Source organism: Bradyrhizobium sp. SZCCHNR1093, from assembly GCF_032381175.1.
In the GTDB taxonomy this organism is placed as follows: domain Bacteria; phylum Pseudomonadota; class Alphaproteobacteria; order Rhizobiales; family Xanthobacteraceae; genus Bradyrhizobium.
The window spans coordinates 151,894-171,840 of sequence record NZ_JAUHJJ010000001.1 but is presented as its reverse complement, the minus strand read 5'-3'; the positions used below and the strand labels follow the sequence as shown (position 1 = coordinate 171,840).

Below are 19,947 nucleotides of genomic sequence, written 5' to 3'. Positions count from 1 at the left end.
TGTCCGGTTCATCTGCCGGGGCAAGTATAGTGCGTGACAATCTGCCGCGCCATCGCAGTCTGCGGTCGCGGCAACACCGCGTTTCGGGAGCTCCCGCGATGACAGGCTCGAGGATGTGGCATGGCGCGTGATGCTCGAGCGGCTCTTGTTGCATTGAATCGCTTCGGCTTCGGCGCGCGTGGCGGCGCCTCGGGCGATCTCGTCAATGCGGCGTCGGACCCGCGCGGCTTCGTCAAGGCCGAGCTCGGGCGTCCCAATGGAGCGCTCTTGGAAGCGCCGGGTCTGCAGCCGACGCCCGCACTCGCCGATGCTGTCTTCGCCTATCAGGACGAGGTCAAGCGGGCCCGCGAGGCCGCGAAGTCGGAGGCTGCGCCGCAGGAGCAGTCCAGCCCCACGCGCGGCCTGTCCACGAACGGCGCGGACAAAGCCACGGCCGCAACGCCATCGGCGGCCCCAGCAGCCGGCGCCGACCCTGCACCCGCGATGCAGGGAACGCCGGCAAAGCCCGCGCAGGCTCAGCAGCCGCCCAACGTCGTCCAGAAGACGTTCCGTGCCGAGGCGCTGGCGCGGCTGCAGCGCGCCGTGCTCGCCGATTGCGGCTTCACCGAGCGGCTGGTGGCGTTCTGGTCGAACCATTTCTGCATCTCCGCAGGCAAGGGCGAGTTGGCGCGGATGTGGGCCGGTGCGTTCGAGCGCGAGGCGATCCGGCCGCACGTGCTCGGACGCTTCGCCGACATGCTGAAGGCGGTCGAGCAGCATCCGGCGATGCTGTTCTTCCTCGACAACCAGGAATCGCTCGGACCGGACTCGCGCGCCGGCCAGAACCGCAAGCGCGGCCTCAACGAGAACCTCGCCCGCGAGATCATGGAGCTGCACACGCTGGGTGTCGGCGGCGGCTACACCCAGGAGGACGTGACCTCGCTGGCGCGCATCATCACCGGCTGGAGCTTTGCCGGACGCAACAGCCGCAACGCGGCGCCCGGCAGCTTCGTGTTCAATGCCAATGCGCACCAGCCGGGGCCGCAGACCCTGCTCGGCAAGGTCTATCAGGATGACGGTCTCGCGCAGGGCGAGGCCGCGCTCGCGGACATCGCCCGCCATCCCTCGACGGCGAAGTTCATCGCCACCAGGCTCGCGCGCCATTTCGTCGCCGATGATCCGCCGCCCGCGCTCGTCGCCCGGCTCGAAGCCGTGTTCAAGAAGAGCGATGGCGACCTCAAGGCGCTGACCTTGGCGCTGGTCGACTCCGACGAGGCCTGGTCGGCGCCGCTGACCAAGATCCGTTCGCCCTATGAGTTCCTGGTCGCCGGCGGCCGGCTGCTGGCGCGCGTGCCGGAAGATCCCGGCTTCTATCTCAGTTCCCTGAACACGCTCGGCCAGCCGCTATGGGCGCCCGCAGGACCAAACGGATTTGCTGATACCAACGCGATGTGGGCTGCCCCTGAGGGCATGAAGCTGCGGCTGGACATTTCCGCGCAACTCGCCGCCCGTCTTGGCAACAATCTCGATCCGCGCGACCTGCTCGATCTCGTCGCGGGCGATGCGACCTCGACGGAGACGCGGCGCACGATCGAGCGTGCGGAATCGCGCCAGCAGGCGCTGGCGTTGTTGCTGATGTCGCCGGAATTCCAGAGGAGATGACGGTGGACCGGATCGCGACCTCGCTGTTGACCTCGCGACGCCATTTGCTGCTGGCAGGCGCGTCCTTTGCGGCCTGGGGCTGTCTGCCGAAATTCGCGCGGGCCGCCGGCCAGCGCGACCCGCGGCTGATCGTCGTGATCCTGCGCGGCGCGCTCGATGGCCTCGCCACCGTCGCGCCGATCGGCGATCCCGACTACGCCGGACTGCATGGCGCGATCGCGCTGACGACGGCGGGACCAAATCCGGCGCTGCCGCTCGATTCGTTCTTTGCGCTGCATCCGTCGATGCCGGAATTCGCGCGCATGTATCGCGACAAGCAGGCTGCCGTGATTCACGCGGTCGCGACACCGTATCGCGAGCGCTCGCATTTCGATGGTCAGGACGTGCTCGAAAGCGGCTTCGCCGGTCCTGGCCGCGTGCAATCGGGCTGGCTGAACCGCGCAGTCGAGGCGCTGCCGCGCGGCCCCCGCGTCACGGGCGCGCTCGCGGTCGGTCCGACGGCGCCGCTGGTGCTGCGCGGCGCAGCGCCCACCGTTGGTTGGGCGCCGGTGACGTTGCCGCAGGCCGATGACGACACCGCGATGCGGCTGGTCGACCTCTATGCGCATCGCGATCCCGCGTTGGCGGCTGCGTTGTCGCAAGGGCTCAAGCTCGAGAAGGTCGCGGTCGGTGACGACATGAAGCCGAAGCCGGGCGGCAACCAGATCGCGGCGATGCGCCAGGTCGCGCGCGGCGCAGCGAAGCTGATCGCCGCGGAGGATGGTCCGCGCATCGCCGCGCTGGCGTTCGACGGTTGGGACACGCATGCCAATGAAGGTGGTGCGGTCGGTCGGCTGGCGCAGCTCTTGTCGGGTCTCGACGGTGCGCTCGCCGAGTTCGAAAGCGGGCTTGGCCCGCGCTGGCGCGATACGGTCGTGGTGGTCGCAACCGAGTTCGGGCGCACGGCAAGGATCAACGGCACCCAGGGGACCGATCATGGGACCGGGACGATTGCGCTGCTTGCCGGCGGTGCGGTGAAGGGCGGACGGGTGATCGCCGACTGGCCGACGCTGAAGATGGCGAGCCTCTACCAGGGACGCGATCTTGCGCCGACGACGGATCTACGAGCGGTGTTCAAGGGCGTACTCGCCGATCATCTCGGCATCGGCGAGCACGCGCTCGGCGGCGCGGTGTTTCCGGACAGCGCGGCCGTGAAGCCGATCAAGGGGCTCGTAGCGTAAGGCTCGCTTGCGCCATTTCCCGATCAGGCGTCCTGAAGCCTTCCACATTGCGGCATCAGCGGCCGTCGTCGCAGGCGCATTGCACCGCGAAGTCTGCTACTCCTCGACCTGCGGCATTCATCCCTCAGGAGATCAGCATGTTCATCGCCATGAATCGTTTTCGCGTCGCCAAGGGCTCGGAGGCCGCCTTCGAGCAGGTCTGGCTGTCGCGCGACAGCCATCTCGACAAGGTGCCGGGCTTCGTCGAGTTTCACCTGTTGAAGGGACCGGAAGCCGAGGACCATACGCTCTACGCCTCGCATACGATCTGGGCGTCGAAGACGACGTTCGAGGACTGGACCAAGTCCGAAGCATTCCGCGCCGCGCACCAGCGGGCCGGCGACACCAAGGTGCACTATCTCGGCCCGCCGCAGTTCGAGGGGTTCGAGGTCCGCCAAACGGTGGGCAGCAAGACGTAGGACAAAGCCCACCATCGCGATCCGTCTCCGCGACCCGTCTTGGCTGAGCACGGCCGAGCGGACGCTTGTTTTGCGCTGAAGCGACGCGGCGGCCGACAGGACCCGGACGGCCGCCGGTCGTGCGCCATCGCAAGCTGCTCGCGCCGGGCCAGCCGGTCCGCCGGGCCTGCTGGCGTCAACAAGGACGACGCCATAGCGAAGCTCCGGCTGATTCGAGCAGGTGCGACGGTGCGCCGAAGCGGACCAGTCGTAGCCGTCGGCAGACGCGCATGCGACGTCAGGCGCTCTCGGGAACTGGAGCCTCACGAGGCTGTTATCGCGTGTCTGAAACAGGAAGCCGAATGTCCGGCAGGGCGGGCAGCGCTGGCCAGCGCCCTCGGTCGCTCTGTTCTAGCGAAGGCCGGGATGGTTGCTCGGATCGAGACGAACCTTTCGGCATATGACCACCTGCGCCGGCGACATCGTCAGAAGCTTCCCTCCGTTGCAACGCGCCGCCTTCGTCGACGTTGACAGCCTGACCGCATGAGCGACGTGCGCCGCCCTCCTCGTTCGCAGAGAGATTCGATGATCATCAGACAGCCGCTCAAGGTCCGCACCCCGGAGGAAGTTCTCGGGCTGATCAGCGCGCTGGCCGTCGCCATTTTTGCGGTCATCATCATCGCGCTGCTGTATTTCGGTCGTGACATCCTGGTGCCCGTGGCCCTGGCCATCCTGCTCAGCTTCGTATTGGCGCCGTTGGTCGCGCAACTGCAGCGGCTTCGTGCCCCGCGCGGACTGGCCGTCGTCAGCGTGGTCGTTCTCGCGTTCGTCGTGATCTTTACGCTGGGCAGCCTGCTCGCCACCCAGCTCACCCAGCTTGCCAGTGAGTTGCCGAACTATCAATCGACGATGAGCAACAAGATCCAGTCGTTCCGCGACACCAAGGCCGGGAGAGGGACGCTCGAGCGTGCATCAGACATGCTCAAGGATCTGGGCAAGGAACTCGACAAACCGAATGAGCCGGAAGCGGCTCGGTCGCCGAGCGGACTGCGAACGAATTCCTCAGTCCCTGTGACCCCGATCCCGGTGGAGGTCCGGCAGCCCGATCCTGGAGCGCTGGACAGTCTTCGCACGCTGATTTCGCCGCTCATTCATCCGCTGGCGACGACCGGCATCATCATCATCTTCGTGATCTTCATATTGCTTCAACGCGAGGACCTGAGGAATCGGCTCATCCGCCTTGCGGGCTCATCGGACCTGCAGCGCACCACGGCGGCGCTCGATGATGCGGCTTACAGGCTCAGCCGGCTGTTCCTCACCCAGCTCGCCCTGAACGGCGGGTTCGGCGTCGTGATCGGCGTCGGCTTGTGGTTCATCGGCATCCCCAGCGCCCTCCTTTGGGGAATCCTCGCCGCAGCGCTTCGGTTCGTGCCCTATATCGGCGCCGTCATCGCCGCGGCGTTTCCGCTTGCTCTGGCGGCAGCGGTGGACCCTGGCTGGTCGATGCTGATTTGGACGCTGGCCCTGTTCCTCGTGGTCGAGCCGTTGCTCGGCCACGTCATCGAACCGATGGTCTATGGGCGCAGCACGGGCCTGTCCCCCGTGGCGGTGGTCGTTTCGGCCGCGTTCTGGACCGCGCTGTGGGGCCCAATCGGGTTGGTGCTCGCGACGCCGCTGACGGTCTGCCTGGTCGTCATCGGACGACATGTGGAGCGCCTGGAGTTCCTCGACGTCATGTTCGGTGATCGTCCAGCGCTGTCTCCTCCCGAGATCTTCTACCAGCGCATGCTTGCGAACGATCCGACGGAAGCGGCCGAGAAGGCAGAGGAGTTCTTGAAGGAGCGCTCGTTGATTGCCTATTGCGACGAGGTCGCGGTGAAGGGGCTGCAATTGGCCCAAGCCGACGCCGACCGAGGGGCGCTCGCCTATGATCGCCTTGCAACGATCCGTGACGCCGTCGCCGAGTTGACCGCCGATCTTTCCGATCAGAATGATGGTCCGCTGGCGAAACGCGAGACCACCAGCGATCCGGAGGCGGCATCGGCCGTCGACAGCTCGGCCAGCAGTGGGGCCATCGACACGATACCCATCCTCAGCAAGGACAATCTCGCCGAAGGATGGCGGAGCGAGCAGCCGGTCCTGTGCGTGGCCGGGCGAACCCCGATCGACGAAGCGGCGGCGGTGATTCTCGCGCAACTGTCGTCGGCACACGGGCTGGGCGCGAAGGTCTCAGGAGCGGAGGCGCTCTCGACGGCGAACGTCATCAAGCTCGAGCCCGCAGGTGTTGCGATTGCCTGCCTGATCTATATCGGCAATTCCGGCGTCGCACATATGCGCTACTCCGTTCGTCGCTTGAAGCGACGGCTCCCCAGAGCAAAAGTGATGTTGGTCTGCTGCGCGGCCGACGTCGATCAGGAGGCCGCGAAGGTGCTGCAAGAAGCCACCAAGGCCGATCTGGTCGCGGCGAGCATGGGCGAGGCTGTCAGAATGTGCATCGAAGCCGCGCAGGCGAAGGCTTCTCAGCTGGCACCATTGGAGCAGCAGGACACGACGACGAACGTGGCGTGAGACGCGCCACGTCCAACGACCAGGCCCGACAAAAAAATGCGGCCCCGGTCAGAGACGGCGACTGACGGGGACCGCTGAAACGCGTGACCGGTGACGGGGGGATGATCAGGCGCTCGATGGAGCGTAGGCCGGCCCCGTGACGGCGGCGTGACACCGCCCGCTTACAGCGCCTTGCGGTAGACGATGAAGCCCGAGCGCTCGGCGATCTTGTCGTAGAGCGCCTGTGCCGTCCTGTTGGTCTCGTGCGTCTGCCAATAGACCCGCGGCGCACCGGCCTGCCGCGCTTCGCGGTAGACTGCCTCGATCAGCGCCCGGCCGACGCCCTTGCCGCGGGCGGCTTCGCTCGTGAACAGGTCGTTGAGATAGCAAAGCGGCCCGATCGTGGTGGTGGCGCGATGAAACAGGTAATGCGCCAAGCCGATCAGCTCGCCACCGCTCTCGGCGACCAGGGCATGCACCGGCTCGTTGGCATCGAAGAAGCGCGACCATGTCATCGCGGTCACCTCGGCCGGCAGCGCCGTCGGCCCGGAACGGCCGTAGAAGGCGTTGTAGCCGTCCCAGAGCGGCAGCCAGCGATCATGGTCGTCGCGCGCGATGGCGCGCACAGTGAGTGCTTCGTGCATCAAGGATTCGTCGTCCGTTTGAAAATCTCCACGGACCTTCGATACGCGCAGCCGTGTTCGCGATCAATCAGGGATGGGCAGCACCGGTTCGGCGGTGGGCGGCCGCATCAGCTCGACGTAGACCGACCGATCCTCCTCGGTCAGCGGCGAGAGCGAGAGCTCGCCCCGTCGCTCGATCAGGATCAGCAGTGACGCCGCCAGCAGGATCGCGAGTGCCAGGGTCACGGCAACGATTACGACCGTTGATTTCATCGCCATTTTGTGTGCGAGACAATCATCGCCTGTTGTCGCGAAAACCGCGAAGGGTTGTCAAAATGGCTTCCTGCTAAGCGGGCATCGACAAGACGGCGCGAATCGACACCACCGCAATGGTGACGCTGACACCCAATGAGAGCGTGCTGGCCGCGATCGTTGCGACCACGGCGGTGGTCAGGCCGGGCGAAAGGGTGAGCGTTGCGTGGTCGTGAAAGCCGCTGACGGGCGTGCGGAGCCCTCTACGGTGGTTCGACTCCTGCGGCGACGCGCGGCCGCGGACCCAACTGAACTTCGGAACGGAAGCACAACGCCACCGGGACATGAAGTCGAAATCCCTTACCCATACATCCGCGAGCGAATCACTCGCAGAGGTAAATTCTAAGGTAGCGCTGGGCAGGATTGCGGCGGCAAATCAGCAAAAAAGGCAAGAACATGGCGTTCGTGGTATTTGTTCCCGCCTAAACGTGTATTTTCCCCGCTGTTCTACGGGCGGTCGGTAGTTTTACGGTGAGCATGTCACCCGTAGTCGGCGGCGATGCCGGCTGAATCGATCAGTGCCGGCTGCCAATCCATCGCGACGAAACCGGGTGTCTGTTCGACGCGGCGCAGCCAGTTGCGGATCTTCGGGAAGGTCGACAGATCGAAGTCGCAGCGATCGGCGACGTGCGTGTAGCCGTAGAGCGCGATGTCGGCGACCGTCAGCTGTTTCGCGGCAAAGTAATCGTTGCTCTTGAGATGATTCTCCATCACCTGGAGCGCGGCATAGCCGCGCTCCATCCAGTCCTCCAGCGCATGGGTCTGAAGGTCGCGCCCGCCCTTGACCAGGAGCAGCCAGAAATAGGCGGCGCCGATGTTCGGCTCGAGCGCATGCTGCTCGAAGAACATCCACTGCAGCGCTTCGGCGCGCTCGATGCGCTGCTCCGGCACCAGCGGCGTGCCGCCGGCGACATACCAGAGGATCGCGTTCGATTCGGCGATGAAGCGGTCCTCGCCGACTTCCAGCAGCGGCACCTGGCCGCTCGGATTCTTGGCGAGAAAATCCGGCGTGCGGCTCTCGCCGCGCAGAATGTCGATCTCGATCGCCTGATAGGGCGCGTTCAGAAGCGCGAGCGCAAGGCGGACCTTGTAGCTGTTGCCTGACCGCTGCATCGAATAGAGCTTGTACATCCGGCCGATTTCGAGTTCGAGGAATCAAGGGTTGGACGCATCGCGCATCCGGACGCCAGATCGTCCCGCAATGCGGCCAGACAATGATGCCGATGAGCGCAGGCTGCAAGTGCCGGCGGATGGAAAAAGTCGAAATGCGCTACTGCACTGCACTCTCGAATAACAACTTTCCAATAGATTCAAACAATCGAGATCACGCTTGTGCGATGCGCGCGTGTCCACCGATCTCGACGGCGCGATCGGTGAGTGCGCGGCGCAGGGTCAGCGCGAACAGGGCCATCAGAATGATGAGGCCCAGCGGTATCGTCGTCAGCCCGGCGACGCTGCGCGAGAGCAGCGGCACGATCCAGGCGGCAGCGAGCACGCTAAGCTCGTAGTCGCGAAAGCCGTTCGCGAGGCCGTGCCGGACGAAGAAAATGATCGCAACCGCAACGACCACGAGGTCGTAGTCGAGCACGTAGGGCGTCGCCAGCAGGCTCGCGCTCGCCAGTGCCGAAGCCTTGAGATCGAACGCAGCCTCGCTCTGCCACAGCCAGGCAAGTCCGGCCGCGAGCGACAGCGCCAGCAGGCTTTGCAGCGCATAGGCGGACCTGACATCGGCGCCCCAATGGCGCGCGGCGGAGAATACCGACTGGATCTTCTCCCACCCGGTGCCGCCTTGCTCGAGCACGACGCTCTGTGTGAAGGTCATGGACTGGAAGAAGGCGTGCCAGACCTCGTTGCCGAGCGCGGCGAAGCTGATCGCGACCAGCGCGGCCACCGTGGCGGCTGCAGCAGCGATCGTCGGCCAGCGCGTGCCTGCGAGCAGCGCCACGGGAATGAGGACGCCGAATTGCGGCTTGTAGGCGAGCAGGCCGATCAAAATGCCGGCCGCCCATGGCCGGCCGCGCTCCATCAGCAACAGCGCGCCGCCGAGCAGCGCCGCGGTGAAGAACGCGTTCTGGCCGTGACCGATGTTGACGAACACGGCGGGAAAAGCGGTCGCGACCAGCAGGGTCTCGGAACGCGGCAGGATCGCGCGCATGACCGTGAGGTATGCGAGCAGGCTCGACACGACCCAGAGCGCGAGCCCTCCGGCATAGGGCAGCAGGGCGGTGATGGCGGCGATCGCGAAGAAGAAGGGCGGGTAGTGCCAGCCGAAGAACGGCACGTCGCGGCCATCGAACACGGCCTTTTCCATCGCATGCTGCAGCGGCGGATCGTAGGCATCCGCCGCCTTGCCGTGAAGGGTCAGCACGCCTGCCGCATAGACGTTGGAGAAGTCGGTCCCGATCGGCTTGCCGTTGCGGTCGATCAGCCCGTCGGACAGCGCGATCCAGCCGGCGATTGCCGCGATCGTGACCGCGAGCAGAATCCAGCTGTAGGACTTGATCCGCGTGGCCGTGAGCCAGTCGCCGGATCGCAGGGCGCACCCGATAGTGGTCATTTCGGCCTGAGACTCTGGACAATCGTCGGCCCACGCTAGCGGGGCGGCTTTAACGTTCTCTAAAGTCTTGGGAGCCATGTGCCCAAGCTTCTTGCGATGCAGCGCTGGGGGCCCTACAAATGGGCGTTTCCCTGACATGACTGGTCGTGGCCCCGAGGGGGTGATCCACGACGCCTGCATAGGAGCTGATGATGTCCTTTCTCGCCGCTGCGCTCGACCGTGTGAAGCCGTCCGCGACCATCGCGGTCACGGATAAAGCGCGCGTCCTCAAAGCGGCGGGCCGCAACGTCATCGGCCTCGGCGCCGGCGAGCCGGATTTCGATACCCCGGACAATATCAAGCAGGCTGCGATCAAGGCGATCCAGGACGGCAAGACCAAGTATACCGCGGTCGACGGCATCCCCGAGCTGAAGGAAGCCATCATCGGCAAGTTCCAGCGCGAGAACGGCCTCACCTATAAGCCGAACCAGGTGATCGTCGGCGTCGGCGGCAAGCAGGTGCTGTACAATGCGCTGATGGCGACCATCAATCCCGGCGACCAGGTGATCATCCCGGCGCCGTATTGGGTCAGCTATCCGGAGATGGTGGCGCTCGCCGGCGGCGAGCCGGTGCCGGTGGTCTGCACCGCGGCGCATGGCTTCAAGCTGCAGCCGGAGGCGTTGGAGAAGGCGATCACGCCGAAGACCAAGTGGCTGATCCTGTGCTCGCCGTCGAATCCGACCGGCGCGGCCTATACCAAGGCCGAGCTGAAGGCGCTCACCGAGGTGCTGGTCAAGCATCCGCATGTCTGGATCATGACCGACGACATGTACGAGCACCTCGTCTATGACGACTTCGTGTTCACCACGCCGGCGCAGGTCGAGCCGTCGCTGTACGACCGCACGCTGACCGTGAACGGTGTCTCCAAGGCCTATTGCATGACCGGCTGGCGCATCGGCTATGCCGGCGGTCCGGCGCACCTGATCAAGGCGATGGCGACGATCCAGTCGCAGTCGACCTCGAACCCGTGCTCGATCGCGCAATGGGCGGCGGTGGAAGCCTTGAACGGTCCGCAGGACTTCATTCCCGCGAACAACAAGGTGTTCAAGGAGCGCCGCGACCTCGTGGTCTCGATGCTGAACCAGGCGAGCGGCATCGAATGCCCGCGGCCGGAAGGCGCCTTCTACGTCTATCCGTCCTGCGCCGGCACGATCGGCAAGACGGCGCCGTCGGGCAAGGTGATCGACAATGACGAGGCCTTCGTCACCGAGCTCCTGGAGACCGAGGGCGTCGCGGTGGTGCACGGCTCGGCGTTCGGCCTCGGCCCGGCGTTCCGCATCTCCTACGCGACCAAGACCTCCGATCTCGAGGACGCCTGCAAGCGCATCCAGCGCTTCTGCGGCAATCTGAGGTAATCGGGCAACATCCGTCTCGAAACTCCAGAAGCCAAGTTCCAGGCCGAAAGGCGCCATGTTTTGAACATGGCGCCTTTCTCTTGTCGGTCGATAAGTCTGGTGGCGTAGGGTTGGAGTTCGATGCGGCTGCTTCTGCTGTCGATCATGTTGCTTGTGTCGGTTGCTCCGTTCGCGCAAGCCCACGCAAATCGCCCCATGCGCGCCGGTGTGCTCGAGTGCGCGGGACGAAAGACTTCCGGCAAGCTCGTGATGTCCCAGTCACGCCTCCGCTGCGTGTTTCGCAGCCAGGGCCGCCAGCCGGAGCGCTATGTCGCCAAGGTCCGGCGCTACGGCCTCGATGTCGGGCTGACGGATGAGACCAGGATGGCGTGGGCGGTCAGCGCACCGGTCAACGATTTCGGCCGCAGCGAGCTGCGCGGGCGCTACGGTGGATTGTCCGCCAACGCTGCGGCTCTGGTCGGCTTCGGCGGCAGCTTCCTGGTGCGCGACACCGATCGCGCCGCCGCCCTGCAGCCGATCAGCCTGCAGGGGCAGACCGGCCTGAACATCGCTGCCGGAATCACCGAGGTCGAGCTGGTGCCGCTGCTGCCGATCCACCCGAGCCCGAGCCGTTCATCGTCCTATTTCTCGCGCTTCTATCGCTGAGCCGCGGAAGCGTTCGGGCGAACGCGTCGCAATGGCCGGCGCGATGGCGCGTGCTGACGGCGCGGCGAATCTGGTGCGACTGTAAGGCTTGTGGCATAGATGTGATGCCCCGTGATCGTCAGTCCGATCGACGGGTCTGCATCACACGTTCATTTCAGCCGGAGTTTTTATTCATGCGCTCGACCATCCTCGCCGGGCTCGCTGCTGCGGTCGTCCTCTGCACCGGCGGCGCTGCCCAGGCGCAAGATCGCGTGCGGGTCGGCGTCCTCGAATGCCGCGGTGGCGCCAGCGTCGGCTTCATCGTCGGCTCGGTCACCCATCTCGGCTGCGTGCTGCGCGCCGACGGGCTGCCGGAGGATCGTTACGTCGCGACCATCCGCAAGGTCGGCCTCGATCTCGGCATCACCCAGGAATCGCTGCTGGCCTGGGTGGTCTATGCCCCGGTTGCACGGCTCGGGCCGGGCGATCTCTCCGGCGACTATGCCGGCGCACAGGGCTCGGCCGCCGTCGGCGTCGGCCTTGGCGGCAACGTGCTGGTCGGCGGCTCCGCCAACTCGATCGCGCTGCAGCCACTCAGCGTCCAGGGCCAGGTCGGCCTCAGCGTCTCGGCGGGGCTGCAAAGCCTCGAATTGCGCCCGGGTCGGTGATCTTCCCTTTGCCGTGAATAGCCGCTCTTCCCGCCATCGTGCGGGAAGGCGGCGTGCTCCCCGCACTGCAGCGACGTTTTTCGCAGGCCACCTGCTTGCCAAAGCGGCAGCCGAGGCAGAGCATTCGGCTTTGCCGACCCAATCAAGGGCCGAGCTCCACAACGAGGAGGCGGCGAATGGGACAAGACCTGAGAAGTCCCCGCGGTCCACGGTGCATTGCGCTGGTGGGCCCTTTCCAAAGCGGTAAAACCACTCTGTTGGAGGCGATCCTGGCGCGGACGGGCGTGATCCCACGCGCGGGCAGCGTCGACGCCGGCACATCCGTCGGCGATGCCAGCCCGGAGGCGCGTCAGCACAAGATGAGCGTCGCCATGACGGCGGCGACTACGACCTTCATGGGCGACAGCTACACCTTCCTCGATTGTCCCGGCTCGGTCGAATTCATCCACGACATGCGCGCGGCGCTGCCGGCGGTCGATGCCGCCATCGTGGTCTGCGAGGCCGACGAGAAGAAGCTGCCGCAATTGCAGATCATCCTGCGCGAGCTCGAGGAGCTGCGCATCCCGCGCTTCCTGTTCCTCAACAAGATCGACCGCGCCAATGCGCGCATCAGGGAGACGCTTGCCACATTGCAGCCGGCCTCGCGCGTGCCGCTGGTGCTGCGCCAGATTCCGATCTGGAACGGCGAGCTGATCGAGGGCTTCGTCGACCTCGCGCTGGAGCGCGCCTTCATCTATCGCGAGCACAAGGCGTCGGAAGTCGTTGGGCTCGAAGGCGGCGATCTCGACCGCGAGAAGGAGGCGCGCTTCTCGATGCTGGAGAAGCTCGCCGATCACGATGACGCGCTCATGGAGCAACTGCTGGAGGACATCCCGCCGCCGCGCGACGCCGTGTTCGACGATCTCGCGCGCGAATTGCGCGAGGGGCTGATCTGCCCGGTGCTGCTCGGCTCGGCGCTGCGCGAGAACGGCGTGCTGAGGCTGATGAAGGCGCTGCGCCACGAGGCGCCCGGAATCGCCGAGACCGCGCAGCGGCTGGGCGTGAAGGACGCGAAGGAGGCGCTCGGCTACGTCTTCAAGACGTTGCACCTGCAGCATGGCGGCAAGCTGTCATTGACGCGCCTGCTGTCGGGCCATCTCGACGACGGCGCGACGCTGCATGCCGCTTCGGGCGAGGCGGCGCGCGTGTCCGGCATCCTGGCTGCGACCGGCGCCTATGACAGCAAGCGCGCGGGCGCCGAAGCCGGCGACACGGTCGCGCTCGGCAAGCTCGATGCGGTCAAGACCGGAGATACGGTTGCGACCGGCAAGACGGCGCCGCTGCCGCTGGCAAAGGTCGAGGCGTGTCCACCCGTGCTGGCGCTCTCGATCGCCGCCGTGGACCGCAAGGACGACGTCAAGCTCGGCCAGGCCTTGCAGCGGCTCCACGAGGAGGATCCATCGCTGACGATGGTACAGAACCCGCGCACCCACGACACGGTGCTGTGGGGGCAGGGCGAGATGCATCTGCGCGTCGCGCTGGAGCGGTTGCGCGACCGTTTCGGCGTCAACGTGAAATCGCATCAGCCTGCGATCGGCTATCAGGAGACCATCCGCAAGCCGATCACGCAGCGCGGCCGCCACAAGAAGCAGTCCGGCGGTCACGGCCAGTTCGGCGACGTCGTGCTCGACATCAGGCCGCTGCCGCGCGGCGAAGGCTTCCGCTTTGCCGAGAAGGTGGTCGGCGGCGCGGTGCCGCGCAACTACATCCCGGCGGTGGAGGAGGGCGTTGTCGACGCAATGGCCCGCGGCCCCCTGGGCTTCCCCGTGATCGACGTCGAGGTCACGCTGACCGACGGCTCCTATCACAGCGTGGATTCGTCCGACCTCGCGTTCCGCACCGCGGCGCGGGTCGGCGTCGGCGAGGGGCTGCCGCAATGCCAGCCGGTGCTGCTGGAGCCGATTCACACCGTTGAGATCGTCTGCCCCACGGAAGCGACCGCCAGGATCAACGCGATCCTGTCGGCGCGGCGCGGCCAGATCCTGTCGTTCGACACCCGCGACGGCTGGCCGGGCTGGGATTGCGTCCGCGCGATGATGCCGGAGGCCGAGATCGGCGAGCTGATCGTCGAATTGCGCTCGGCCACGGCCGGCGCCGGCAGCTTCACCCGCCAGTTCGACCACATGGCCGAGGTGACGGGCCGCGCCGCCGACCACATCATCGCCTCCCACCGCGACGCCGCCTGAGCCGAACGCTCCGCGCCGAGCAGCACCGGCCCGTCATCCTCTCTCGGGATGGCGGGCCGGATCGCGTCGGGACCTTGCTCGGGCGCGCAGGGAACAGAGGACGAGGGCTGGGTTCCAGCTTGCCTCCGAAAGCAATTTATGATGTATTTTACATCATTGTCTTTGTCTCAGACATCATTTATGGTGTCTGCTACGTGAGGCCATCGTGATCACGTCGTTCCAGATGCGAGCAGCCCGTGCGCTGCTCGGGATAGATCAGAGAACCTTGGCCGAGCTGGCCGGCGTGTCGCTGCCGACGATCCAGCGGATGGAAGCCTCCACGGGCAACGTCCGCGGCGTGGTGGACTCGCTGACCAAGGTCGTCGATGCGCTCAATCGTGCGGGCGTGGATCTGATCGGTGAGCATTCCCGCAGCGAGAATGGCGGGCGTGGTGTTCGCCTGAAGGAACCGGGGCCGCCCCGCCGCATGGGCCGTCAAACTGACATTGTGCGCGATGACGCGAGCTAGGCTCATCGCGCGGCACGGGGCCCGTGGGCGCTTCGTGTGGGACGCATCGTCGGCTGCGCCGCGGCCCGATGAGGCGACGGGAGCGTGATGGGCATGAGCATCGCAAACGAACACCGTTCGCACGGGCGGGTCGGACATCATGAGCCGACCTTCGCCGAGCTTTATTCCCCCAAACTCCTGACGGTCTTGCGCGAGGGCTACGGCCTCAGCGACTTTCGCGCCGACGCGCTGGCGGGCCTGACCGTGGCGATCGTGGCGCTGCCGCTGTCGATGGCGATCGCGATCGCCTCCGGTGTCTCGCCGGGGCGTGGTCTCTACACCGCCGTGATCGGCGGCTTCCTGGTCTCGCTGCTCGGCGGCAGCCGCTTTCAGATCGGCGGTCCCGCGGGTGCCTTCATCGTGCTGGTCGCTGCGACGGTCGATCGCCAGGGTCTCGATGGCCTGCTGATCGCGACGATGATGTCCGGCGTGATCCTGGTGATCGCAGGATATTTGCGGCTCGGCACCTACATCAAGTTCATTCCCTATCCGGTCACGGTCGGCTTCACCGCGGGCATCGCCGTCATCATCTTTGCCAGTCAGCTGAAGGATCTGTTCGGTATCACGCTTGCGGGCAAGGAGCCGGGCGAGCTGCTTCCGAAGCTCACGGCGCTCGCGCATGGCGCGCCGACCGCGAGCATGTCTGCGGTCGTGACGGCCGCGCTGTCGATCGCGATCATCATCGGCCTCAAGCATCTGCGGCCGACCTGGCCCGGCATCCTGATCGCGGTCGTGGTCGCGGCCATCATCACCTTCGCGCTGCAGCTTCCGGTCGAGACCATTGGGACGAAATTCGGCGGTATCCCGCGCGAGCTGCCGGCGCCGGCGTTGCCGGCGTTCTCGCTCGCCAAGGTCCAGGCGGTGTTCCCCGACGCGATCGCCTTCGCACTGCTCGGCGCCATCGAATCGCTGCTGTCGGCCGTCGTCGCCGACGGCATGACCGGCCGTCGCCATCGCTCGAACTGCGAGCTGGTGGCGCAGGGCTTTGCCAATGTCGGCTCGGCGCTGTTCGGCGGCATCTGCGTCACCGGCACCATCGCGCGCACCGCCACCAACGTTCGCGCCGGCGCGCGCGGGCCGGTGTCGGGCATGCTGCATTCGCTGTTCCTGCTGGTGTTCATGCTGATCGCGGCTCCGCTCGCGAGCTACATCCCGCTGTCGGCGCTCGCCGCGGTGCTGGTGGTGGTGGCCTGGAACATGGCCGAGAAGCACGAGTTCGCCACCCTGATCCGATCGTCCTGGGGCGATGCCACGGTGTTGCTCGCGACCTTCGGGCTGACGGTCTTCCGCGATCTCACCGAGGGCATCTTGGTCGGCTTTGCGCTCGGCGCCGTGCTGTTCATCAACCGCATGGCGCAGATGACCGGCGTCGAGGACAGCACGCCGCTGGTCGCGCAGGACCGTGCGGATTTCGAGGACGGCGCGCGGGTGCCCTACAACCCCAAGCTCAGCACCGACAAGGACGTGCTGGTCTATCGCATCACCGGGGCGTTCTTCTTCGGCGCCGCCTCGACCGTTGGCACCGTGCTCGACTCGATCGCCGACCGCCGCAAAGCCTTCGTGGTCGACTTCGCCGCCGTGCCGTTCCTGGATTCGACGGCCGCCAACGCCATGAGCCGCGTCGCCGCCAAGGCCAGGCGCCAGGGCATCCGCCTGTTCATCACGGGCGCGTCGCCGACCGTGCGCCGGGCGCTGCTGACCCACGGCGTGCGGCCGCCGCTGGTGCGCTATCGCGAGACAATCGAGCGCGCCGTGGCCGACATCAAGGGCAAGGAGACGGCGCCGGCGGACGTCGCCGATGGGCTCGCCGCGAGCTGACACGCGACCTTAACGCCGCGTCGCCGTTGGGGCCATGGCGCCTCTCGGCCGCTGCGGCGCTTTCCCGGGGGGCGACTGCCGAGCCCCAGCATTGACTCCAGCCGGGGCTTGTCCGATGTCACGGCCATGACCCTCGCCGCCAAACCCCGCGCTGCGTGCCTGATCGGCTGGCCTGCCGCGCATTCGCGCTCGCCTTTGATCCATCATCATTGGCTGCACGAGCTTGGCATTGCCGGCGGCTACACCATCGAGGCGGTGCCGCCGGAAGAGCTGGCGGACTTCGTCATGCATCTCGACCGTCGCGGCTTCGTCGGCGCCAACGTCACGATCCCGCACAAGGAGCGCGTGCTGGAGCTGAGCGAGCCGGACGCGCGTGCCCGCGCGGTCGGCGCGGCCAACACGCTCTGGTACGAGGACCGCATCCTGCGGGCCACCAACACCGACGTCGAAGGCTTCATCGGCAATCTGGATGCCGCCGCCCCAGGCTGGGACCGCACCGACGAGGCGCTGGTGCTCGGCTCCGGCGGCTCGGCGCGGGCCGTCGTGTTCGGCCTGCTCGAGCGCGGCATCGGCCGCATCCACGTCATCAACCGCACCGCGGCGCGCGCACAGGCCCTGGCTGATCAGTTCGGCAGCCATGTCGTTGCCGAAGGCTGGGACCGCGTCGGCGCGCTGCTGCCGCGCGCGGGCCTGTTCGTGAACACCACCTCGCTCGGCATGCACGGCCAGCCGCCGCTCGAGCTCGACGTCGAGCTGTTGCCGCAGCAGGCTGTCGTCGCCGACATCGTCTACGTGCCGCTGGAGACGCAGTTGCTCGCGGCGGCGCGGGCGAGGGGGCTGCGCACTGCCGATGGGCTCGGCATGCTGCTGCACCAGGCCGTGCGTGGCTTCGAATTGTGGTTCGGCCGCCGTCCGCAGGTCACGCCCGAGTTGCGCGCGCTGGTCGAGGCCGATCTCACAAGGGCTTGAACGCGGAATAAGCGCAGATGGTCGGCGTCTCATTGATCGAGCGTCCGCGTAGCCCCGCATTGGACGCGGATGATCTTCTCTCGCCCTCGGAGCCCTGCATGTCCGCTCGTCTCGTCCTGATCCGTTCCGTCGCTTCACTCGCCATGGTTGCGGCTGTATCCGCGCTCGCCATTGCCCAGCAGGCGCCGGTGCCGACGCGCGTGCGCGGCGCCATCGAAAGCGTCGACGCCGACATGATGACGGTGAAAGCCCGCAGCGGCGAGATCTTCAAGCTGCGCATGGCCGGTGATCTGCGCGTTTCGGGTGTCGTCAAGGCGCAGCTTTCCGACATCAAGCTGGGCTCGTTCATCGGCGCCACCACGGTGCCCGGTCCGGACGGCGCGCCGAAGGCGGTCGAGATCCACATCTTTCCCGAGGACATGCGCGGCACGGGCGAAGGCTCGCGGTCGTGGGACCTGAAGCCGAATTCGAGCATGACCAACGCCACCGTATCCGAAAGCTCGGTCTCGACCGACGGTCACTCGCTGCTCGTCAAATACAAGGGCGGCGAGAAGCGGGTCGACATCGCGCCGGACACGCCGATCGTGACCTTCGTGCCCGGCGACAAGTCCGAGCTGAAGGCCGGCGCGAAGGTGATGGCCACCATCAAGCAGTTACCCGATGGCTCGCTCGAGACCAGCCGCGTCAGCGTCGGCCGCGATGGGCTGACGCCGCCGATGTGACCCAGCTCATCTGGAGCGTATGCCGCATCCTGACAAAAGGTGTCGTCCCTGCGAACGCAGGGACCCATAACCCCAGGATGGAGTGTCGGGGCACGCCAGGGTGTCTTAGTCTGAGCAGATGCCCAAACGCACCATGCAGTGGCGCGACCGCCCGAAATAACTGACAGCGGTGGCTATGGGTCCCTGCGTTCGCAGGGACGACAGCTTTTGCTTGGCAAGCGCTTCGGATCATCACGGTGTGAGACCAGCGTCATGCTTTGTCCCAACCGGTTAAGTGTCGATCAATCCGCCAGCACCTTCCGGTCGATCTCGGCCACCGTGTTGATGCCGCACAGGCCCATCGTCGTCAGCAGCTCGTTGCGGATGATGTCGATCGCCTTGGCGACGCCGGCCTGGCCGCCGGCGCCGAGGCCGTAGGCATAGGCGCGGCCGAGCATGCACGACTTGGCGCCGAGCGCGAGCGCGCGCATCACGTCCTGGCCCGAGCGGATGCCGCCGTCGAACATGATCTCGATCTTGTCGCCGACCGCTTCCGCAATGCCGGGCAGCACGTGGATCGAGGACGGTGCGCCGTCGAGCTGGCGGCCGCCATGGTTGGAGACGACAAGCGCCTGCGCGCCGGTCGCGGCCGCGAGCTTGGCGTCCTCGATGTCGTGGATGCCCTTGATGATCAGCTTGCCCGGCCAGATCGAGCGGATCCAGTCGACATCCTTCCAGTTCAGCGAGGTGTCGAACTGCGCTGCGGTCCAGGCCGAGAGCTTGGTGAGATCCTCGGTGTTCTTCACGTGGCCGGCGATGTTGCCGAAGGTGCGGCGCTTGCCCTGCAGCACGCCCTGCACCCAGGCCGGCTTGGTGGCGAAGTCGAACAGCTTCGACAGCGTCCATTCCGGCGGCACGCTCATGCCGTTCTTGATGTCCTGGTGGCGCTGGCCGATCACCTGCAGGTCGACGGTCAGGCATAGCGCGCTGCACTTCGCGGCGATCGCGCGCTCGACCAGGGCCTTGATGAAGCCGCGGTCCTTCATGACGTAGAGCTGGAACCAGAACGGCTTCTCGACGCTGCCCGCGATGTCCTCGATCGAGCAGATCGACATCGTGCTCTGCGTGAACGGGATGCCGGCGGCCTGCGCGGCGCGGCAGGCGTGAATCTCGCCGTCGCCGTGCTGCATGCCCAGGAGGCCGACCGGCGCCAGGATCAGCGGCATCGATGACGGCTCGCCAAGGATCGTCGTCGACAGATCGCGCTTGGACACGTCGACCAGAATGCGCTGGCGGAATTTGATCTTCTGCAGATCGTCGCGGTTGGCCCGCAGCGTCTCCTCGGCATAGGAGCCGCGATCAGCGTAGTCGAAGAAGGCTTTGGGCACGCGGCGCTTGTGCAGCAGGCGCAGGTCTTCAATGCAGGTGACGTGTTTCATCGCGCTCTTCGACTCCCCACCGACGTCTCGTTTCTTGGGCTCGGCAGTCATCTAGCATCTTTGCGGCGCCTGCCAAATCCAACTTGGGAACCGCCACGGCGTCCGGGCAAGACACGCAAACTGCGAGCGTTCCGCAACAGGACGTCAGGGGCCGCCGGAGCGAGCACATTCCTGCTGCGGGGGCGCTCCGAGGGGGGCCCTCCGGAGCCGTCAGGTCGAGTGAAA

Annotated in this window: 18 protein-coding genes; 12 read left to right on the top strand and 6 right to left on the bottom strand. The window is 66.4% G+C overall.

The features are described from left to right. The first annotated feature begins 120 nt into the window (after positions 1 to 120). From QX070_RS00820 to QX070_RS00805, 4 genes are all read left to right on the top strand, one after another. Positions 121 to 1,641 carry a DUF1800 domain-containing protein gene (locus QX070_RS00820; protein ID WP_315733942.1) on the top strand — a complete coding sequence of 507 codons (1,521 nt, stop codon included), beginning with the start codon at positions 121 to 123 and terminating at the stop codon, positions 1,639 to 1,641. Then, entirely contained in the window at positions 1,638 to 2,861 is a 1,224-nt protein-coding gene (locus QX070_RS00815; RefSeq protein ID WP_315733940.1) for a DUF1501 domain-containing protein, read from the top strand. The genes QX070_RS00820 and QX070_RS00815 overlap by 4 nt, the downstream gene beginning before the upstream one ends. Before the next feature lie 137 nt (positions 2,862 to 2,998). Continuing rightward, positions 2,999 to 3,319 (top strand): antibiotic biosynthesis monooxygenase, encoded by a 321-nt coding sequence (locus QX070_RS00810; protein ID WP_315733939.1) that lies wholly within the window; start codon positions 2,999 to 3,001, stop codon positions 3,317 to 3,319. A 564-nt stretch (positions 3,320 to 3,883) separates the two neighbouring features. After that, entirely contained in the window at positions 3,884 to 5,866 is a 1,983-nt protein-coding gene (locus tag QX070_RS00805) for an AI-2E family transporter (protein ID WP_315733938.1), read from the top strand. 161 nt (positions 5,867 to 6,027) lie between these two features. Here QX070_RS00805 and QX070_RS00800 read toward each other — a convergent pair whose 3' ends face one another. From QX070_RS00800 to QX070_RS00780, 5 genes are all read right to left on the bottom strand, one after another. Next, entirely contained in the window at positions 6,028 to 6,489 is a 462-nt protein-coding gene (locus QX070_RS00800; RefSeq protein ID WP_315733937.1) for a GNAT family N-acetyltransferase, read from the bottom strand. Positions 6,490 to 6,552: 63 nt separating this feature from the next. Next, complete coding sequence (locus tag QX070_RS00795) at positions 6,553 to 6,747, bottom strand: hypothetical protein (protein WP_315733936.1); 195 nt, start codon at positions 6,745 to 6,747, stop codon at positions 6,553 to 6,555. Positions 6,748 to 6,814: 67 nt separating this feature from the next. Beyond that, entirely contained in the window at positions 6,815 to 7,066 is a 252-nt protein-coding gene (locus QX070_RS00790) for a hypothetical protein (RefSeq protein WP_315733935.1), read from the bottom strand. Between the two features lie 194 nt (positions 7,067 to 7,260). Then, positions 7,261 to 7,911, bottom strand: a complete 651-nt coding sequence (locus QX070_RS00785) for a glutathione S-transferase family protein (RefSeq protein WP_315714112.1) — start codon at positions 7,909 to 7,911, stop codon at positions 7,261 to 7,263. 193 nt (positions 7,912 to 8,104) lie between these two features. Continuing rightward, complete coding sequence (locus tag QX070_RS00780; protein ID WP_315733934.1) at positions 8,105 to 9,337, bottom strand: glycosyltransferase family 87 protein; 1,233 nt, start codon at positions 9,335 to 9,337, stop codon at positions 8,105 to 8,107. Between the two features lie 191 nt (positions 9,338 to 9,528). Here QX070_RS00780 and QX070_RS00775 point away from each other — a divergent pair, with 191 nt between their 5' ends. The 8 genes from QX070_RS00775 (at position 9,529) to QX070_RS00740 (ending at position 18,304) form a co-directional block, all read left to right on the top strand. Then, the gene (locus tag QX070_RS00775) at positions 9,529 to 10,731 is read left to right on the top strand and encodes a pyridoxal phosphate-dependent aminotransferase (protein ID WP_315733933.1); all 1,203 of its coding nucleotides are present in this window, start codon (positions 9,529 to 9,531) and stop codon (positions 10,729 to 10,731) included. Between the two features lie 120 nt (positions 10,732 to 10,851). Further along, entirely contained in the window at positions 10,852 to 11,376 is a 525-nt protein-coding gene (locus QX070_RS00770; protein ID WP_315733932.1) for a DUF992 domain-containing protein, read from the top strand. Between the two features lie 173 nt (positions 11,377 to 11,549). Next, positions 11,550 to 12,023: a DUF992 domain-containing protein gene (locus tag QX070_RS00765; RefSeq protein WP_315733931.1), complete on the top strand. Its 474-nt coding sequence runs from the start codon at positions 11,550 to 11,552 to the stop codon at positions 12,021 to 12,023. A 176-nt stretch (positions 12,024 to 12,199) separates the two neighbouring features. Next, on the top strand, positions 12,200 to 14,248 hold the full coding sequence (locus QX070_RS00760) for an elongation factor G (protein WP_315733930.1): 2,049 nt from the start codon (positions 12,200 to 12,202) through the stop codon (positions 14,246 to 14,248). Positions 14,249 to 14,453: 205 nt separating this feature from the next. Beyond that, complete coding sequence (locus QX070_RS00755) at positions 14,454 to 14,756, top strand: helix-turn-helix domain-containing protein (protein ID WP_315733929.1); 303 nt, start codon at positions 14,454 to 14,456, stop codon at positions 14,754 to 14,756. Positions 14,757 to 14,849: 93 nt separating this feature from the next. Continuing rightward, positions 14,850 to 16,613: a SulP family inorganic anion transporter gene (locus QX070_RS00750; protein ID WP_315733928.1), complete on the top strand. Its 1,764-nt coding sequence runs from the start codon at positions 14,850 to 14,852 to the stop codon at positions 16,611 to 16,613. A gap of 126 nt (positions 16,614 to 16,739) precedes the next feature. Next, positions 16,740 to 17,582 carry a shikimate dehydrogenase gene (locus QX070_RS00745; protein WP_315733927.1) on the top strand — a complete coding sequence of 281 codons (843 nt, stop codon included), beginning with the start codon at positions 16,740 to 16,742 and terminating at the stop codon, positions 17,580 to 17,582. 143 nt (positions 17,583 to 17,725) lie between these two features. Beyond that, positions 17,726 to 18,304, top strand: coding sequence for a hypothetical protein (locus tag QX070_RS00740; protein ID WP_315735655.1), 579 nt, complete (start codon positions 17,726 to 17,728; stop codon positions 18,302 to 18,304). Between the two features lie 281 nt (positions 18,305 to 18,585). Here QX070_RS00740 and QX070_RS00735 read toward each other — a convergent pair whose 3' ends face one another. After that, the gene (locus tag QX070_RS00735; protein WP_315733926.1) at positions 18,586 to 19,722 is read right to left on the bottom strand and encodes an alpha-hydroxy acid oxidase; all 1,137 of its coding nucleotides are present in this window, start codon (positions 19,720 to 19,722) and stop codon (positions 18,586 to 18,588) included. Positions 19,723 to 19,947: the final 225 nt, after the last annotated feature.

Excerpts from the sequence above, each read along its gene's own strand:
- QX070_RS00820 (WP_315733942.1), top strand. The coding sequence starts at position 121 with ATGGCGCGTGATGCTCGAGCGGCTCTTGTTGCATTGAATCGCTTCGGC.
- QX070_RS00815 (WP_315733940.1), top strand. The coding sequence starts at position 1,638 with ATGACGGTGGACCGGATCGCGACCTCGCTGTTGACCTCGCGACGCCAT.
- QX070_RS00810 (WP_315733939.1), top strand. The coding sequence starts at position 2,999 with ATGTTCATCGCCATGAATCGTTTTCGCGTCGCCAAGGGCTCGGAGGCC.
- QX070_RS00805 (WP_315733938.1), top strand. The coding sequence starts at position 3,884 with ATGATCATCAGACAGCCGCTCAAGGTCCGCACCCCGGAGGAAGTTCTC.
- QX070_RS00800 (WP_315733937.1), bottom strand. The coding sequence starts at position 6,489 with ATGCACGAAGCACTCACTGTGCGCGCCATCGCGCGCGACGACCATGAT.
- QX070_RS00795 (WP_315733936.1), bottom strand. The coding sequence starts at position 6,747 with ATGGCGATGAAATCAACGGTCGTAATCGTTGCCGTGACCCTGGCACTC.
- QX070_RS00790 (WP_315733935.1), bottom strand. The coding sequence starts at position 7,066 with ATGTCCCGGTGGCGTTGTGCTTCCGTTCCGAAGTTCAGTTGGGTCCGC.
- QX070_RS00785 (WP_315714112.1), bottom strand. The coding sequence starts at position 7,911 with ATGTACAAGCTCTATTCGATGCAGCGGTCAGGCAACAGCTACAAGGTC.
- QX070_RS00780 (WP_315733934.1), bottom strand. The coding sequence starts at position 9,337 with ATGACCACTATCGGGTGCGCCCTGCGATCCGGCGACTGGCTCACGGCC.
- QX070_RS00775 (WP_315733933.1), top strand. The coding sequence starts at position 9,529 with ATGTCCTTTCTCGCCGCTGCGCTCGACCGTGTGAAGCCGTCCGCGACC.
- QX070_RS00770 (WP_315733932.1), top strand. The coding sequence starts at position 10,852 with ATGCGGCTGCTTCTGCTGTCGATCATGTTGCTTGTGTCGGTTGCTCCG.
- QX070_RS00765 (WP_315733931.1), top strand. The coding sequence starts at position 11,550 with ATGCGCTCGACCATCCTCGCCGGGCTCGCTGCTGCGGTCGTCCTCTGC.
- QX070_RS00760 (WP_315733930.1), top strand. The coding sequence starts at position 12,200 with ATGGGACAAGACCTGAGAAGTCCCCGCGGTCCACGGTGCATTGCGCTG.
- QX070_RS00750 (WP_315733928.1), top strand. The coding sequence starts at position 14,850 with ATGAGCATCGCAAACGAACACCGTTCGCACGGGCGGGTCGGACATCAT.
- QX070_RS00745 (WP_315733927.1), top strand. The coding sequence starts at position 16,740 with ATGACCCTCGCCGCCAAACCCCGCGCTGCGTGCCTGATCGGCTGGCCT.
- QX070_RS00740 (WP_315735655.1), top strand. The coding sequence starts at position 17,726 with ATGGTTGCGGCTGTATCCGCGCTCGCCATTGCCCAGCAGGCGCCGGTG.
- QX070_RS00735 (WP_315733926.1), bottom strand. The coding sequence starts at position 19,722 with ATGAAACACGTCACCTGCATTGAAGACCTGCGCCTGCTGCACAAGCGC.